Here is a 15,290-nt window from a genome sequence, read left to right on the forward strand (position 1 = left end):
TTCCGATCAGAAGAGGGTTCCGGCGGTCATCGCGAGATGCTCGACGATGGGGCCAAGGGCCAGCGCCGGGAAGAAGGTCAGGCCGCCAACGATCAGGATGACGCCGACCAGCAGGCCGACGAACAGCCCGTCATGGGTGGGAAAGCTGCCCGCCGACGCGGGCGCGCGGGTCTTGGCCGCCAGCGATCCGGCGATGGCCAGCATCGGCACGATCACGAAGAAGCGCCCGACCAGCATCCCGATCCCAAGCGTCAGGTTGTACCAGAGCGTGTTGCCGCTCAGCCCGGCAAAGGCGCTGCCGTTGTTGGCCGCCGCCGAGACATTGGCGTAGAGCGCCTCGGAAAAGCCGTGCGGCCCGGCGTTGGCCATGGACGCGGTCCCGGTGTCCAGCACCACCGCCACGGCGGTCCAGCCCAGCATCATCACCGGCAGGCACAGCACGGCGAGCATGGTCATCTTGACCTCCTTGCCCTCCAGCTTCTTGCCCAGATATTCGGGCGTGCGCCCCACCATCAGACCGGCGATGAACAGCGCGATGATGGCGAACAGCAGCATGCCGTAGAGACCGGCACCGACGCCGCCGATGATGATTTCGCCCAGCATCATGTTCACCATCGGGATCATCCCGCCCAGCGGCATGAAGCTGTCGTGCATGGCGTTCACCGCCCCGCAGGACGCCGCCGTGGTGACGGTGGCGAACAGGGCGGTCGCGGCGATGCCGAACCGGGTTTCCTTGCCCTCCATGTTGCCCGCCAACCCATCCATACCCAGGGCGGCAAAGGCCGGGTTGGCCTGCGCCTCCGCCCAATAGGCGACGGACACACCGGCGACAAACAGCACGCCCATCGCGGCCAGGATGGCCCAGCCCTGGCGCTCGTCCCCGACCATGCGGCCGAACAGGTTGGTCAACCCGGCCCCCAGCGCGAAGATGGACAGCATCTGCACCAGATTGGTCAGCGCGTTGGGGTTTTCGAACGGGTGGGCGGAGTTGGCGTTGAAGAAGCCGCCGCCGTTGGTCCCCAGCATCTTGATCGCCTCCTGCGAGGCGACCGGTCCCAGGGCAATCGTCTGCCTGGCCCCCTCCAGCGTGGTGGCGTCCACCGCCCCGACCAAGGTCTGCGGCACCCCCTGCCACACCAGGAACAGGGCGTAGACCAGGCACAGCGGCACGAGGACGTGCAGCGTGCAGCGGGTCAGATCAACCCAGAAATTGCCGATGCTGCGGGCGGAGCTGCGGGCAAAGCCGCGCACCAGCGCCACGGCCAGCGCGATGCCGACCGCCGCCGACAGGAAATTCTGCACCGCCAGCCCGGTCATCTGCACCAGATGGCCCATGGTGCTTTCGCCGCCGTAATTCTGCCAGTTGGTGTTGGTGGTGAAGCTGACCGCCGTGTTGAAGGCAAGGTCGGCGGGCACATTGGCCATGCCCTGCGGGTTCAGCGGCAGCACCGCTTGCAGGCGTTGCATGGCGTAGAGCAGCAGCAGGCTGACCGCGCTGAACAGCATTGCGGACACCGCGTAGGACACCCAATGCTGTTCGCGGTCGGCCTCCACCCCGGCCAGCCGGTACAGCGCGCGTTCCACCGGGTCCAGCAGCGGCGACAGCGGGGTGCGCCCGCCGGTGAAGACCCGGGTCATGAATCCGCCCAGCGGCCGCGCGACCGCGACCACCAGGGCGATGAACAGCAGAATTTGAATCCAGCCATTGACGGTCATCGGATCAACTCCTCAAAACCGTTCGGGGCGGATCAGGGCGTAGACGAGATACGCCAGCAAACCGGCGGTCACGAGACCGGCCAGCGCGCAATCGAAGGTCATGGCTGCCCCCCTCACAGCCGGTCGCAGGCGTGAACATAGGCGATGGCCCCGGCGAAAAAGCCGAGGGTGATCGCAACAACGAGCAGGTCGAGCATGAATCGTCTCCCGATGGGAACGCCCGCGCACCCGCTGGGATGCCGGTCGTCCGATCCACCGACGATGCGCCGCCCGCGCGTATAGATTCGAGAGGGGGAGAGCGCCGCCCGGCGTATAGGCGGCGTATATACCCAATGGTCAGGCGAGCGACCGCGAACGCTCCGCAAAGGGCGGCCAACCTGAACACACACGACGCTGCATCCCCACGCATGTGGAGAAGCATGACGCGCGTCGGTTGTGTCTGTCTTGCCTAAGGTCTATCCCCACGCATGTGGGGGAAACCCGTCACCTGTTCTACAGGTGGCGGCTTTTCCAGGTCTATCCCCACGCCTGTGGGGGAAACGACGCCAAGCCCAGGAAGAGCGACATCGGCACGGGTCTATCCCCACGCATGTGGGGGAAACAGAATTGCCGGACGTGCCCGCCGAACCGGCAGAGGTCTATCCCCACGCATGTGGGGGAAACGCGCGATTTCGGGCAAGTCGATGGCCCTGGACGGGTCTATCCCCACGCATGTGGGGGAAACTTGTTGTATTCCTCAAAGTCGGCGTACAACTGAGGTCTATCCCCACGCATGTGGGGGAAACAATCTCCGCCATCACGCTGTCGTATGCGTCGGGGGTCTATCCCCACGCATGTGGGGGAAACTCTGTGCTGTATCCTGTTGAAAGCATTCACTTGTCCAAGATCCACAAGGGGAACAATACGCCATGCTTTCCCTTTTTGCGAGAGGAATTTCCAGACGCATGGTCGGTGCGGACGGGCAACGGTGCGGGGCATCCGGTGAACCCGCCGGGGCCGTCACCCGATCAGCCGGTCGGCCAGTTGATGGAGCACCAACGCGATCAGCAAGAAGACCGCCAGGGTCAGCGCCATCTCAACCACAACCGCGCCCGGCGTGGGCGGGACGGTCTCCTGGTCGGGTTCGCCCTGACCGGGCAAGCGCCCGTCCGGCGCGCCCCGATCCAACAACCGGCCCCCCAACAACCGGCGACCAAGCGGCGCGCGTTGGATGTTCGACAGCATGGCAACCTCCCCGGCGTGACAGCGCGGCCCGCGCCGCGTGTCCACCAGTGAAGCCCCGATCCCCGTATAGAAACGAGAGGGCGCGCCGGGCGCGCGCCATATAGGCGGCCTATACGGCCCGCCTCAGCCGCGCTCCACCACCGCCTGCCCGCGCGTGGCGTCGGTGATCCTGCGGGCGAAGGCGTCCACCGCGTCGACCGGCAGGGTCACGCGCAGCCGCACGCCGTCAGGGGTGAAATCCTCCGGCTCGGCCTGGGAGTGGGGGATGGGGGCCAGCGCGGCGCGGATTCGGGCCTCCTCGGCAAAGGCGCAGGTCACGGACAGGGTGGCGAGCGCCAGGATCGGTTCGCGCGCCATCCCCCGCAGGCAGGCCGACGCCGTGCCGCCATAGGCGCGCACCAGCCCGCCGGTTCCCAACAGGATGCCGCCGAACCAGCGGCTGACCACCACCGCGACCCGGTCCAGCTCCAACCCGTCGATGGCCTGCAAAATCGGGCGTCCGGCGGTCCCGCCCGGTTCGCCGTCGTCGCTGAAGCGGTGCAGGTCGCCCACCCGGTAGGCCCAGCAATTGTGCCCGGCGTCGGCACAGCCATGGGCGGCGATGAACAGCCGCGCCTCCTCCTCGCTGCCCACCGGCCCGGCGGCGGCGGCGAAGCGGCTTTTCTTGACCTCCTGCTCGAAACGGCCGATTCCGGTCAGCGCGAACATGCCCGCCCCACCCGATCAGCCCAGCGACAGGACGGCGGCGGCGGTCCGCTCGTCGGTGATCAGGCCCTTGGCCAGCTTGCCGCGCAGGGCGGCGCGGATCGCCATCACCTTTTGATCGCCGCCGCCGACGATGATGGTGTTGCACTCCTTCAGCACGGCCAGCGGGACGCCGACCATGCGGTCGTTGACGGCCCCGTGCAGCGGTTCACCGACGTTGTTGTAGACGCGCCCGGCGATCTCCCCCACCCCGCCCAGGTCGATCAGCTCCATCAGCTCGGCGTCGTTGACGAAACCGTCGTGGTGGAAGGCGGAGTTCCACGCGATGCTGCCGACCCCGACGAAACAGGCGCTGGTCTGCGCCACCAATTCCAGAATGCGGGTGTAGGAGCGTTGGGCGCGCAGCACCTGCGCCTCCTCCACCGCCTCCGTCACGCTGGGGGTGGGCAGCGGGAAGCCCGACGCCCCGGTGCGTTCGGCCAGACTCATCACCACCTCGTACGGCGCGGCGCGGCCATCGCGCAGCATCGCGCCGACCAGCGACACGGTCTTGTGCTCCGGCCGGTTCATCGTCATCACCTCGGCCACGGCGGCGCGCAGGGTGCGGCCTGTGGACAGGCCCAGCACCGTCGGTTCGCGCGGCTCCAGATGGGTTTCGATCTGCTCGGCGGCGGCGATGGCGATGCCGGGAATAGGGTTGGGTTGGCCGGGATCGACCGGCATCACCGTGCATTGCGTCAGCCCGTAGCGCTCGCGCAACCGCTCCTCCAGGGCCACCGCCTCGGCGATCGGGTGATTCAGGCGGAATTTGATGAGCTTTTCGGCCACAGCCAGCGACACCAGCCGCTGCGCGGCCTGCCGCGACACGTTCAGCTTGGCGGCGACCTCATCCTGGGTGTTTCCGGCGATGTAATAGAGCCAGGCGGCGCGCGCCGCTTGATCGAGCTTCCGGCTGTGACGGTCTGACATCGGGGCGTTGGGTTCCTGCTGCCGGTTTCGGGATCAGACTACGTGAAAAGCAAATCCGGTGGCTATGGCCTGTGTGGGGCAAATCCCCCCGAACGCGCGGGAAAGGGGAAAAAAGGGCCGGGCGACAGGCGCGCCCGGCCCTGCAAGTCACCTCGCCCCAAGGCATGCGGGGAGAGGCTGGAGGGTAAACACCACTGGGACAGCCACGGGCGTCACCCCATGGAGGATCGCCCGGCGTCAAGCGTGACGCCGCGCGGCAACAACCGGCCCTCCGTCCCGCAAGGGTCGGCCGGTGGATGCCCCGCACCGGGTTTGGCACGGGGTGTGTCGGGTGAAACGGGTCAGGCGGCCGGGGCGGCGGTCATCGGCTCAGTGGTCATCGGGTCGGTGGTCAGCCGGTCCAACTCCTGACGGTGGCGGTGCATCGCCAGAAACACCGCGTAACGCTGGTCATGCATGGCGCGGGCCTGCGGAGCCGGGTGCAGCAGTGCGTCGTCCGCCGCCATGGCGCGGGCGGCGGCGGCCAGACCGTCGTAACGCCCGGCCCCGGCGGCGGCGGCGATGGCGGTCCCCAGCAGCACCGGTTCCGGGCAGGCCGAACGGGCGATGGCGCAGCCGCAGGCGTCGGCGTACAGCGTGACCAGGAAGGGGTTTGCGGCGTGGCCGCCGCTGAGATGGATGGTGTCGATGGCGTATCCGGCCTCGTTCATGCGGTCGATGATGTGGCGGACCCCATAGGCGATGGCCGCCGCCGTCGCCCAATAGAGATCGAGCAGGGATTCCGCGCTGCGGTCGAGCGTGAGGCCGGAGATCACCCCGACCGCGTTCGGATCGGCCAGCGGCGAACGGTTGCCGTGGAAATCGGGCAGCACGTGCAGACGCGGGGCCAGCGCGGTCCCCTGCGCCTGCGTGATGCGGGCGTGCAGGATCGCGCCGATGGCGTCGTGCGGCTTGGGACCGAAAGCCGCCCGCGCCGGGTGCCCTTCGACGATGTGGTCGAGCAAGGCCCCGGTGGCCGATTGCCCGCCCTCGCTCAGATGAAACCCGTCGCAGACCGCGCCACAATACGGCCCCCAGACGCCGGGGATGAAGCGCGGGACCGTCGTCAGCCCCATGTTGCAGGAGGAGGTCCCGGCGATCAGCGCGATGCGGTTGTCGATGCTCTCGCCCAGATGCGCGCCCAGCGTGCCGAGCGCCCCGGCGTGCGCGTCGATCAGCCCGGCGGCCACCACACAGCGGGTGGTCAGGCCCAGCGCGTCCGCCGCCGCCCCGGTCAAGGGGCCGATGGCGGCACCGATGGGCAGGGCGCGGTCGGGCACCCCGGTGCGTTCAAAAAAATCCTCCAACCCGACCTGGACCAGAAAGGCGCGGTCCCACGGCTGATCCGCGTGGGCCAGATAGGTCCATTTGCAGGTCAGGGTGCAGACCGACCGCTCGTTCCGCCCGGTGGACATCCAGCTGAGGTAATCGGCCAGATCGAAAATCAGACCGCTGCGCGCCCAGGCGTCGGGTCGGTGGCGCTTCAGCCACATCAGCTTCGGGATTTCCATTTCCGGCGACATCCGCCCGCCCAGGAAGCGCAGCACCTCGGCACCGGTGGCGCTGCATTCTTCGGCCTGCGCGATGGCGCGGTGATCCATCCACACGATGGTGTCCCATTGGTCGGGATCGGTTTGCCCCGATCCGGCCCCAACCGGCGTCACGCCGATCTTGGTCCCGTCGGCCTGCCGCACCACCAGCGAACAGGTGGCGTCATAGGCGATGCCGACCACCCGTTCCGCCGCGACACCGGACTCCGCCACCGCCCCGCGCACGGCGGCGCAGACGGATTGCCAGATGTTGGCGGAATCCTGCTCGACGACGTCGGCCAGCGGGCGGCTGGTGGCGATGGGGCAGACGGCACGACCCAACAGCCGCCCGTCGAGCGTGAACAGCCCGGCGCGGACGCTGGTCGATCCGACATCGACGCCGATCACGGCGTCGCCCGATCCCCCGACAGTGCATGCCCCGGCAGAACCCGTCATCGTCCGTTCCCTTTCCTCGCGGCTCCCGCCCCGCCCCGTGCTTCGTTTGCCCAACAAACACGAAAGCGCCCCATCGCTCTAGCGGGCCTGTTGCCGAAAATCAGTAGGTTTTTTCACCGGATGGCCGAAAAACCCCGATTTCCCCGCACCGCCTTGCAATTCACGCCCGGCTGGCCAACCGGGCCGCCTGGTCGAGCAGATGGAGCAGAACCGGATCGCGGAAATCGCTGACCGTCACATCCGCCCCGGCCTGACGCAGGGCGTCCGCCGACAGCGTCGTCGTCATCCCCACCGTCAGGATGCCCGCCGCCTTGCCCGCCTGGACGCCGGGGATCGAATCCTCGAACACCACCGCCTCGTCCGGCCCCAAACCCAGCGCGGCCAAGGCCGTCTGGTAGGGCAGCGGGTCCGGCTTGGAGCGGGGGAGTTCCTCCGCCAGCACCAGCGGGTCGAAGGCCCCGGTCAGCGCCAGCACATCCAGCACATGATGGACGTTCGCCGCCGGGGCGTTCGTCACCAACCCGATGCGGATCCCCCGCCCGCGCGCCCGGTCGAGCAGCGCGTGCAAGCCGTCGATGGCGGTCAGACCACCCGCCGCGCGGCGGAAGGCGGCCTCCTTGTCGTCGGCGAAGCGGTCATGCTCGTCGCGGCTGGCGTCGGGAAACAGGTCGCGGCAGATCGCCTCGTTGGAGCGGCCCGAGATCGCCGTTTTGAAAAACTGGTGGTCGATGGCGATGCCATGCGGCTCCAGCGCGGCGGCGAACGCCTCGAAATGCAGCGGATCGGTGTCGGCCAATGTACCGTCCAGATCAAACAGCAAAGCCCGGATAGCCACGTTTTCACCCTTTCTTCAGAAACGACGATCTTGGTCGTTCCGGCAGCTTACCAGCAGGTGTAGCCGCCGTCGGCCAAAACAATGGAGCCGGTCAGAAGGCTGGCGGCGTCCGACGCCAGGAACAGCACCACCGAGGCGATCTCGTCGGTCTGGCCGATGCGGGCCATCGGGGTCATCTCGATCCAGGTGCGGTAGAGGTCGCCGCCCTCTTCCATGCCGAACTTGGTCAGCGGGGTTTCGATGTAGGTCGGGGCCACCGCGTTGATGCGGACACCGCGCGCGCCCCATTCGGCGGCCAGCGAGCGGGTCAGGTGATGAACCGCCGCCTTCGACGCGTTGTAATAGCTTTGCGGCTGCGGCTTGTTGACGATGAAGCCCGACATCGACCCGATGTTGACCACGGACCCGACGCCGCGTTCCAGCATGTGGCGGCCGAAGGCGCGGCAGCACCAGAACACGCCGTTCAGGTTGACGTCGATCACGTTCAACCAATGCTCGTCGGCCACCTCCTCACCGGGCGTGCCGCTGCGGGCGATGCCGGCGTTGTTGACCAGAATGTCAATGCGGCCATGGCGGGCGGCGATCTCGTCGGCCACGCGGGTGACGTCGGCGGGCTTGGTGACGTCGAGCAGGACGACATCGACGGTGTAACCGGCGGCTTCCAGCTCCGCCTTGCCGCTGGCGGCGACCGTCGGATCGACCTCGGCGATCACCACGGTCCCGCCCGCCTCGGCCAGCGCCTGGGCACAGGACAGGCCAATGCCACGGCCACCGCCGGTGACGACGGCGACGCGACCCGAAAGATCATACTTCTTCAAATACATGGCGTTTCCCCGGTACGGACCCGTTGCCGGTGTCCGTCGTGAAGCGTGGGCGGGCGCTGTCGGCCCGAAGCCGGTCCGGCCCACGCGGTTGAGCGAATGCCTAATATATGAGGAATAGCCCAAGCTTCGTGTCAACAAAAATTCGCATCACGAGCGAAAGCCCGTGTCGGTTTCGGCGTTTTGCTGCGCTGCAGCGTGATTTTGCAGCGCAATATTGCGCCGCCCCCAACATTTTATCGCGCGATCTCAGAAAATCGCTTGACGGGCGAAGTGTTTTATTGCTCATTTGTCGAGCAATCGCCCAATGCTGCCCAGCACCACCGATCAACGGAGCGCGAGCAAAAGCCCACACCACCCGACGATGCCCAGATCACTCCTCCAGCCCGCCAACCGACGCGCACCTTTCACGAAGCATCGTGTTTTCCCCAGATTTCCGGAAGTGCGTGAAATTTCGTATAGGTTTTTGTCAATCCGTTGGCTGTTCGGACAATCGGCAAGAGCGCTTAATCCCCCTCATCCCGCCATCGACCAACACGCGACAGCGAAAGGCAATCGACCCATGAAAGCGTTGGTGCTCGAGAAACAGGGTGCGCTCTCCCTTCAGGACATCGATCCGCCCGGCGCGCTGGGACCGGACGACGTGCGCATCGCCGTGCACACCGTCGGCATCTGCGGCAGCGACGTGCATTACGTCACCCATGGCCGCATCGGCGGCTATGTGGTGGAGGAACCGATGGTGCTGGGGCACGAAGCCTCCGGACGGGTGGTGGAGGTTGGCCGCAACGTCACGACCCTGGCCCCCGGCGACCGGGTGTGCATGGAACCGGGCGTGCCGGACCTGACCTCCCGCGAAACCCGGTTGGGCCTGTACAATGTGGACCGCAAGGTCACGTTCTGGGCCACCCCGCCCGTCCATGGCTGCCTGACGCCGGAGGTCACGCACCCCGCCGCCTTCACCCACCGCCTGCCGGACAGCGTGTCCTTCGCCGAAGGGGCGTTGGTCGAACCCTTCGCCATCGGTCTTCAGGCCGCGACGAAGGCGGGGATCCGCCCCGGGGACGTCGCCGTCGTCTGCGGGGCCGGGACCATCGGCGTCATGGTGGCGCTGGCCGCGCTGGCCGGGGGGTGCAGCCGGGTGCTGCTGGCCGACCCGCGCGCCGACAAGCTGGCCGTCGTCAGCGGCTATGACGGCATCGAGCCGGTTCATCTCGGCGCACAGGATTTGCCCGAAGCGGTGCGGCGGGCGACTGGCGGCTGGGGGGCCAACATCCTGTTCGAAGCCAGCGGCAGCGCCGCCGCCTATGACGGTCTGTTCGATCTGCTCTGCCCCGGCGGTGCCGCTGTGCTGGTCGGCTGCCCGACCGGCCCGGTCGGGTTGGACGTGATCGCCGCGCAAGCCAAGGAGGCCCGCATCGAAACCGTGTTCCGCTACGCCAACATCTTCGACCGCGCGCTGGCGCTGATCGGGTCGGGCAAGGTCAATCTGAAGCCGCTGATTTCGGCGGTCTACCCGTTCGACGACGCCGTCGCCGCCGTGCGCCGCGCCGCCGACGGACGGCCCGGCGACATCAAGCTGATGATCCGCGTCGCCGAAGACGCGGAACCGACCCGTTGAACGCCACCCGTTGAACGCCACCCGTTGGACACGACCTGTTGGACACACCGGCCATGCCCCTGCCCGCTTCCCCTCCCACCACCGGCGATCCAGCCTCCGGGCTGGCGACGTTCGAATGGGTGCAGGCTGATCCGGCCCAATGTTTCCGCTGGTACCAGCACGGCCACCCCTGCGCGGTGTCGCGCTGGAACTTCCACCCGGAAACGGAAATCCACCTGATCCGAGAGGTCGAGGGCATGGCGTTCGTCGGCGATCACATCGGGCGTTTCGGGCCGGGCTATCTGGCGGCGGTCGGAGCCAACCTGCCGCACAACTGGGTGCCCGACGTCCCGGCGGGGACAACGGTGGACAACTGCCACGTCGTTCTGCAATTCGACGGGGCGGTCCTGGTTGAAAGCGGGGAGCGCATCCCCGAATTGCGCGAGCTGGCCCCGTTCCTGGACCGGGTCCGGCGCGGCGTGGTGTTCCACGGCGCGGCGGCCCGCGATGGAGCGGCGCTGATGGAACGGATCGGAACCACGCGCGGCCTGCGCCGCTTCGCCCTGTTCCTGGAGCTGCTGTGCCTGCTGGCCGACACATCGGACTGCAGCGCGCTGTCGAGCGACGGCTACGCCCCGACCCTGAACGAAAAGTCCCAACGCATCATGCACGAGGTGATGGCCCACATCCTGACCAACCTGGACTCCACGGTGCGCATGGCCGACATCGCCAAGCGGTTCGGCATGAGCGAGCCGACCTTCTGCCGCTTTTTCCGCCGCAACACCGGCAGCAATTTCGTCGATTACCTGCGGCGGTTGCGGATCGGTCGCGCCTGCCACCTGCTGACCCGCACCAGCACCCCCGTCACCGACATCTGTTTCGACGTCGGCTATCGCAACATCCCCAATTTCAACCGCCATTTCCGGTTGGAAAAGGGCACCACCCCATCGCAATACCGGAAAATGGCGCGGGAGAACCACCCGTAGCGCGCTCGGACCCGGACGACCTTTTTCCCGTGCTGTTCCGCCCGGGCCGCATTTCGGCCGCCGTCGGGCGGGTTCCCTTCATTTTGCCCTTTTCCAAGGGCGCTCAGCGCCACGACTATCCAATCAAAACGCGGAGGAAATGCAAAGATGCGCACGACAATCGCCGCCACGCTTCTGGCGGGCATCGCCACCTTCGGGACCGGCATCGCGGCGGCGGAAACGCTGACCATCGCCACGGTGAACAACGCCGACATGGTCGTCATGCAAAAGCTGTCGCCCAAGTTCAAGGAAAAGACCGGGATCGACCTGAATTGGGTCATCCTGGAGGAAAACGTGCTGCGCCAGCGCGTGACCACCGACATCGCCACCAAGGGCGGACAGTTCGACGTCGTCACCATCGGCGCCTATGAAACGCCGATCTGGGGCAAGCAGAATTGGTTGGCTGCGCTCGACGATCTCGGCGACAGCTATGACTACAAGGACGTGTTCGAGCCGGTCCGCAACATGCTGACGGTGAACGGCAAGCTGTACGCGGCCCCCTTCTACGCCGAAAGCTCCTTCACCTATTACCGCAAGGATCTGTTCGACAAGGCTGGCCTGACCATGCCCGAACAGCCGACCTACACCGACATCAAGAAATTCGCCGCCGCGCTGCACAAGCCCGCCGACAACCAATACGGCATCTGCCTGCGCGGCAAGCCGGGGTGGGGCGAAAACATGGCCTATGTCGGCACGCTGGTGAACACCTTCGGCGGCCGCTGGTTCGACATGGAGTGGAAGCCGCAGCTCACCTCGCCGGAATGGAAGGAAGCCGTCACCTTCTACGTCGACATGCTGAAGAATTACGGCCCGCCGGGTGCCACCTCCAACGGTCACAACGAAAACCGCGCGCTGTTCTCCTCGGGCAACTGCGCCATGTGGGTGGACGCCACGGCGGCGGCGGGCCACATCTACAACCCGGCGGAAAGCAAGGTCGCCGACAAGACCGCCTTCGCCAAGGCCCCCATCGCCAAAGTCGAGAACGGGGCCGGCTGGGGCTGGGCCTGGGCGCTCGGCGTGCCGAACTCGTCCAAGAAGGCCGCCGCCGCCAAGCAGTTCATCGCCTGGGCGACGTCGAAGGACTACATCACCCTGGTGGGCGAGACGCAGGGCTGGGTGTCGGCCCCTCCGGGCACCCGCAAATCGACCTATGAGAACCCCGAGTACAAGAAGGCCGCCCCCTTCGCCGACACCGTGCTGAAGGCCATCCTGGCCGCCGACCCGACCCGCCCGACCGCCCAGCCGGTTCCCTACGCCGGGATCCAATTCGTGGCGATCCCGGAATTCCAGGGCATCGGCGCGCAGGTTGGCCAGTCCATCGCCGCCGCCCTGTCCGGGCAGACGACGGTCGATCAGGCGCTGCAAACCGCGCAGTCGGCGGTTGAGCGCACGATGAAGCAGGCCGGTTACATCAAGTAAGCGCCCACACGCAAACGGGGCGCGCCACCCGCGCGCCCCGTTTGCGTCCGCCGCCCCCGTCTTTGGTTTTTTTGGACATCCGCATCATGAACCAGCCAATCAAGGGAGGACGGGGCGTCAACGCCCTGCCGTTCGTCGCCCCGTCGGTGGTCATCCTGTTCGTCTGGATGATCGTCCCGCTGGTGATGACGCTCTGGTTCTCCTTCCAGCGCTACAACCTCCTCAGCCCCGAATTGTCCGGCTTCGTGGGCTTGAGCAACTATTCCTTCCTGCTGACCGATCCATCCCTGTGGATCGCGATGGCGAACACGCTGCTGCTGGTCGGCGGGGTGCTGGCGATCACCGTGGTCGGCGGCACGCTGTTGGCGGTGCTGTTCGATCAGGATTTCTTCGGCAGCAAGGTCGCCCGCCTGCTGGCCATCGCCCCCTTCTTCGTGATGCCGACGGTCAGCGCGCTGATCTGGAAAAACCTGCTGATGCACCCGGTCAACGGCGTCAGCGCGGCGATTGCCCGCGCGCTGGGCCTGCAACCGGTGGATTGGTTCGGCCAATGGCCGCTGTTCTCCGTCACCATCATCGTCGCCTGGCAATGGCTGCCCTTTGCCCTGCTGATCCTGCTGACCGCGCTGCAATCGCTCGACCATGAGCAGAAGGAAGCCGCGCGCATGGACGGGGCCGGACCGCTCGCCATCTTCTGGTACATCGTGCTGCCGCACATGGGCCGGGCGATCAAGGTGGTGGTGATGATCGAAACCATCTTCTTCCTGTCGATCTTTGCGGAGATCTACACGACGACCGGCGGCGGGCCGGGTCTGGCCTCCACCAACCTCACCTACCTCATCTATCTGCGCGCCTTGCTGGAGTTCGACGTCGGCACCGCGTCGGCCGGTGGTGTGATCGCCATCGTGCTGGCCAACATCGTCGCGGCCTTCCTGGTCCGCTCCATCGCCCGCAACCTCGACGCGTGAGGCCGCCATGCGCTTGAAACTCGACAGACACGCCGCGCTCAGCGTCACCGGTTGGCTGGCCGCCGGGCTGCTGTTCTTCCCCATCGCCTGGATGCTGCTGACCAGCGTCAAGACGGAAATCGAAGCGGTGGCGACCACCCCGTCGCTGATCTTCACCCCGACGCTGGAAAATTACGTCGCGGTGCAGGAACGGGCCGATTACCTGAAATTCGCCCTGAACAGCGTCGTCGTCTCCTTTGGCTCCACGCTGCTGGCGTTGGCGCTGGCGGTTCCCGCCGCCTACGGCATGGCCTTTTTCCCGACCAAGCGGACGCGCGGGACCCTGCTGTGGATGCTGTCCACCAAGATGATGCCGCCGGTCGGCGCGCTGGTTCCGGTGACGCTGGTGTTCCGCGACCTGGGCCTGATCGACACGCTGGCCGGTCTGGTCGTGGTCTACGCGCTGATCAACCTGCCGATCGTGGTGTGGATGCTCTACACCTTCTTCCGGGAAATCCCGCGCGAGATCCTGGAGGCCGGGCGCATGGACGGGGCCACCCCGCTGGACGAGCTGCGCTTCCTGCTGCTGCCGCTGGCGCTGCCGGGCATGGCGTCCACCGGCCTGCTGGCGGTGATCCTGACCTGGAACGAAGCGTTCTGGAGCCTGAACCTGACCGCCGCCCACGCCGGGCCGCTGACCGCCTTCATCGCCTCCTTCTCCGCCCCGGAAGGGTTGTTCTGGGCCAAGCTGTCGGCGGCCTCCACCATGGCCGTCGCCCCGATCCTGGTGTTCGGCTGGCTCAGCCAACGGCAGCTCGTGCGCGGCCTGACCTTCGGCGCTGTTAAGTAATCCCTTGGAGTCCCTGTCATGGCAAACCTCACGCTGAAGGCCGTTCACAAGACCTACGGCAACCATTCGGTCATCAAGGGCGTCGATCTGGAGATCAAGGACCGCGAGTTCGTCGTCTTCGTCGGCCCGTCGGGTTGCGGCAAATCCACCCTGCTGCGCATGATCGCCGGGTTGGAGGAGATCACCTCCGGCGACCTCATCCTCGACGGGCAGCGGGTGAACGACGTCGCCCCCGCCGGGCGCGGTCTGGCCATGGTGTTCCAGAGCTACGCGCTCTACCCGCACATGACGGTCGCGGAAAACATGGCCTTTTCGCTGAAGCTCGCCCGCGTGCCGCAGGAGGAGCGCGACGCCAAGGTGAAGGCCGCCGCCGGTGTGCTGCAACTCGACCATCTGCTGGACCGCAAGCCCGGCCAATTGTCGGGCGGGCAGCGCCAGCGCGTGGCCATCGGCCGCGCCATCGTGCGCCAGCCCAAAGTCTTCCTGTTCGACGAGCCGCTGTCCAACCTCGACGCCGCCCTGCGCGTGCAGATGCGCATCGAGCTGGCCCGCCTGCACGAGCAGCTCGACGCCACCATGGTCTATGTCACCCACGATCAGGTCGAAGCGATGACGCTGGCCAGCAAGATCGTGGTGCTGCGCGGCGGCGTGGTGGAGCAGGTCGGCAGCCCGCTGGAGCTGTACCACCACCCGCGCAACCTGTTCGTCGCCGGGTTCATCGGCAGCCCGACGATGAACACCATCCCCGTCCGTTGCCTGGGGGCGGGCGAGGATGGCGTGACGGTCGGCGTCGGTCAGGGCGCGGTGACGGTTCCGGTGCGCGGATCGGACGCGCTGACCGGGCGGGCGTTGACCCTGGGCGTGCGGCCTGAGCATCTGACGCTCGACGATGCCGGGCCGGTGCGCGGCGAGGTGTCCGTGGTCGAACGGCTGGGCGGTCAGACCTTCCTCTACGTCCAAACCGCCGAGGCCGGGTTGCTGGTGGTGGAGGCCGATGGCGAAACCGCCGTCGATCTGCACGAGACCGTCGGTCTGTCGCTGCGCGCCGACGCCTGTCACCTGTTCAACGCCGATGGACTGGCGCTGGACCGGCTGAACCGCCACGCCCTGCTCGACCGCAAGGCCGGGCGCGGATCGCGGGCGCGCTGACGCCGCCCG

The 15,290-nt window shown here is 67.1% G+C and carries 14 protein-coding genes and 1 CRISPR repeat array; of the genes, 6 read left to right on the forward strand and 8 right to left on the reverse strand.

From position 1 onward, the window contains the following. Positions 1–6: 6 nt before the first annotated feature. The 8 genes from kdpA to EJ903_RS14775 form a co-directional block, all read right to left on the reverse strand. Positions 7–1,716 (reverse strand): potassium-transporting ATPase subunit KdpA, encoded by a 1,710-nt coding sequence (gene kdpA, locus EJ903_RS14740; protein WP_126616739.1) that lies wholly within the window; start codon positions 1,714–1,716, stop codon positions 7–9. A 12-nt stretch (positions 1,717–1,728) separates the two neighbouring features. After that, positions 1,729–1,818: a K(+)-transporting ATPase subunit F gene (locus tag EJ903_RS14745; RefSeq protein WP_126616741.1), complete on the reverse strand. Its 90-nt coding sequence runs from the start codon at positions 1,816–1,818 to the stop codon at positions 1,729–1,731. 350 nt (positions 1,819–2,168) lie between these two features. After that, a CRISPR array of direct repeats spans positions 2,169–2,562; the repeat unit is 28 nt; unit sequence GGTCTATCCCCACGCATGTGGGGGAAAC. 153 nt (positions 2,563–2,715) lie between these two features. Then, positions 2,716–2,940 carry a hypothetical protein gene (locus EJ903_RS14750; protein ID WP_126616743.1) on the reverse strand — a complete coding sequence of 75 codons (225 nt, stop codon included), beginning with the start codon at positions 2,938–2,940 and terminating at the stop codon, positions 2,716–2,718. A 123-nt stretch (positions 2,941–3,063) separates the two neighbouring features. Continuing rightward, on the reverse strand, positions 3,064–3,648 hold the full coding sequence (locus EJ903_RS14755) for an IMPACT family protein (RefSeq protein ID WP_126616745.1): 585 nt from the start codon (positions 3,646–3,648) through the stop codon (positions 3,064–3,066). A gap of 15 nt (positions 3,649–3,663) precedes the next feature. Next, the gene (locus tag EJ903_RS14760) at positions 3,664–4,614 is read right to left on the reverse strand and encodes a sugar-binding transcriptional regulator (protein WP_126616747.1); all 951 of its coding nucleotides are present in this window, start codon (positions 4,612–4,614) and stop codon (positions 3,664–3,666) included. Positions 4,615–4,955: 341 nt separating this feature from the next. Further along, complete coding sequence (locus EJ903_RS14765; protein WP_126616749.1) at positions 4,956–6,638, reverse strand: FGGY-family carbohydrate kinase; 1,683 nt, start codon at positions 6,636–6,638, stop codon at positions 4,956–4,958. A 160-nt stretch (positions 6,639–6,798) separates the two neighbouring features. Beyond that, positions 6,799–7,473: an HAD family hydrolase gene (locus EJ903_RS14770; RefSeq protein WP_210211447.1), complete on the reverse strand. Its 675-nt coding sequence runs from the start codon at positions 7,471–7,473 to the stop codon at positions 6,799–6,801. A 47-nt stretch (positions 7,474–7,520) separates the two neighbouring features. After that, positions 7,521–8,297, reverse strand: coding sequence for an SDR family NAD(P)-dependent oxidoreductase (locus tag EJ903_RS14775; protein WP_126616751.1), 777 nt, complete (start codon positions 8,295–8,297; stop codon positions 7,521–7,523). A gap of 571 nt (positions 8,298–8,868) precedes the next feature. Here EJ903_RS14775 and EJ903_RS14780 point away from each other — a divergent pair. The 6 genes from EJ903_RS14780 (at position 8,869) to EJ903_RS14805 (ending at position 15,281) form a co-directional block, all read left to right on the forward strand. Next, on the forward strand, positions 8,869–9,912 hold the full coding sequence (locus EJ903_RS14780) for an NAD(P)-dependent alcohol dehydrogenase (RefSeq protein WP_417281854.1): 1,044 nt from the start codon (positions 8,869–8,871) through the stop codon (positions 9,910–9,912). Between the two features lie 53 nt (positions 9,913–9,965). Then, complete coding sequence (locus EJ903_RS14785) at positions 9,966–10,877, forward strand: AraC family transcriptional regulator (RefSeq protein ID WP_126616755.1); 912 nt, start codon at positions 9,966–9,968, stop codon at positions 10,875–10,877. Between the two features lie 147 nt (positions 10,878–11,024). Then, a complete protein-coding gene (locus EJ903_RS14790) occupies positions 11,025–12,335 on the forward strand; it encodes an ABC transporter substrate-binding protein (RefSeq protein ID WP_126616757.1) in 1,311 nt (436 codons plus the stop codon). 86 nt (positions 12,336–12,421) lie between these two features. Further along, positions 12,422–13,303 (forward strand): carbohydrate ABC transporter permease, encoded by an 882-nt coding sequence (locus EJ903_RS14795; protein ID WP_126616759.1) that lies wholly within the window; start codon positions 12,422–12,424, stop codon positions 13,301–13,303. Positions 13,304–13,310: 7 nt separating this feature from the next. Then, a complete protein-coding gene (locus EJ903_RS14800; protein WP_126616761.1) occupies positions 13,311–14,132 on the forward strand; it encodes a carbohydrate ABC transporter permease in 822 nt (273 codons plus the stop codon). A gap of 18 nt (positions 14,133–14,150) precedes the next feature. Continuing rightward, a complete protein-coding gene (locus EJ903_RS14805; RefSeq protein ID WP_126616763.1) occupies positions 14,151–15,281 on the forward strand; it encodes an ABC transporter ATP-binding protein in 1,131 nt (376 codons plus the stop codon). Positions 15,282–15,290 lie beyond the last annotated feature (9 nt).

It is taken from the genome of Azospirillum griseum, from assembly GCF_003966125.1.
Classification (GTDB): Bacteria; Pseudomonadota; Alphaproteobacteria; order Azospirillales; family Azospirillaceae; genus Azospirillum; species Azospirillum griseum.

Coding starts and splice junctions, on each gene's coding strand:
- kdpA (WP_126616739.1), bottom strand. CDS start 1,716: ATGACCGTCAATGGCTGGATTCAAATTCTGCTGTTCATCGCCCTGGTG.
- EJ903_RS14745 (WP_126616741.1), bottom strand. CDS start 1,818: ATGACCTTCGATTGCGCGCTGGCCGGTCTCGTGACCGCCGGTTTGCTG.
- EJ903_RS14750 (WP_126616743.1), bottom strand. CDS start 2,940: ATGCTGTCGAACATCCAACGCGCGCCGCTTGGTCGCCGGTTGTTGGGG.
- EJ903_RS14755 (WP_126616745.1), bottom strand. CDS start 3,648: ATGTTCGCGCTGACCGGAATCGGCCGTTTCGAGCAGGAGGTCAAGAAA.
- EJ903_RS14760 (WP_126616747.1), bottom strand. CDS start 4,614: ATGTCAGACCGTCACAGCCGGAAGCTCGATCAAGCGGCGCGCGCCGCC.
- EJ903_RS14765 (WP_126616749.1), bottom strand. CDS start 6,638: ATGACGGGTTCTGCCGGGGCATGCACTGTCGGGGGATCGGGCGACGCC.
- EJ903_RS14775 (WP_126616751.1), bottom strand. CDS start 8,297: ATGTATTTGAAGAAGTATGATCTTTCGGGTCGCGTCGCCGTCGTCACC.
- EJ903_RS14785 (WP_126616755.1), top strand. CDS start 9,966: ATGCCCCTGCCCGCTTCCCCTCCCACCACCGGCGATCCAGCCTCCGGG.
- EJ903_RS14790 (WP_126616757.1), top strand. CDS start 11,025: ATGCGCACGACAATCGCCGCCACGCTTCTGGCGGGCATCGCCACCTTC.
- EJ903_RS14795 (WP_126616759.1), top strand. CDS start 12,422: ATGAACCAGCCAATCAAGGGAGGACGGGGCGTCAACGCCCTGCCGTTC.
- EJ903_RS14800 (WP_126616761.1), top strand. CDS start 13,311: ATGCGCTTGAAACTCGACAGACACGCCGCGCTCAGCGTCACCGGTTGG.
- EJ903_RS14805 (WP_126616763.1), top strand. CDS start 14,151: ATGGCAAACCTCACGCTGAAGGCCGTTCACAAGACCTACGGCAACCAT.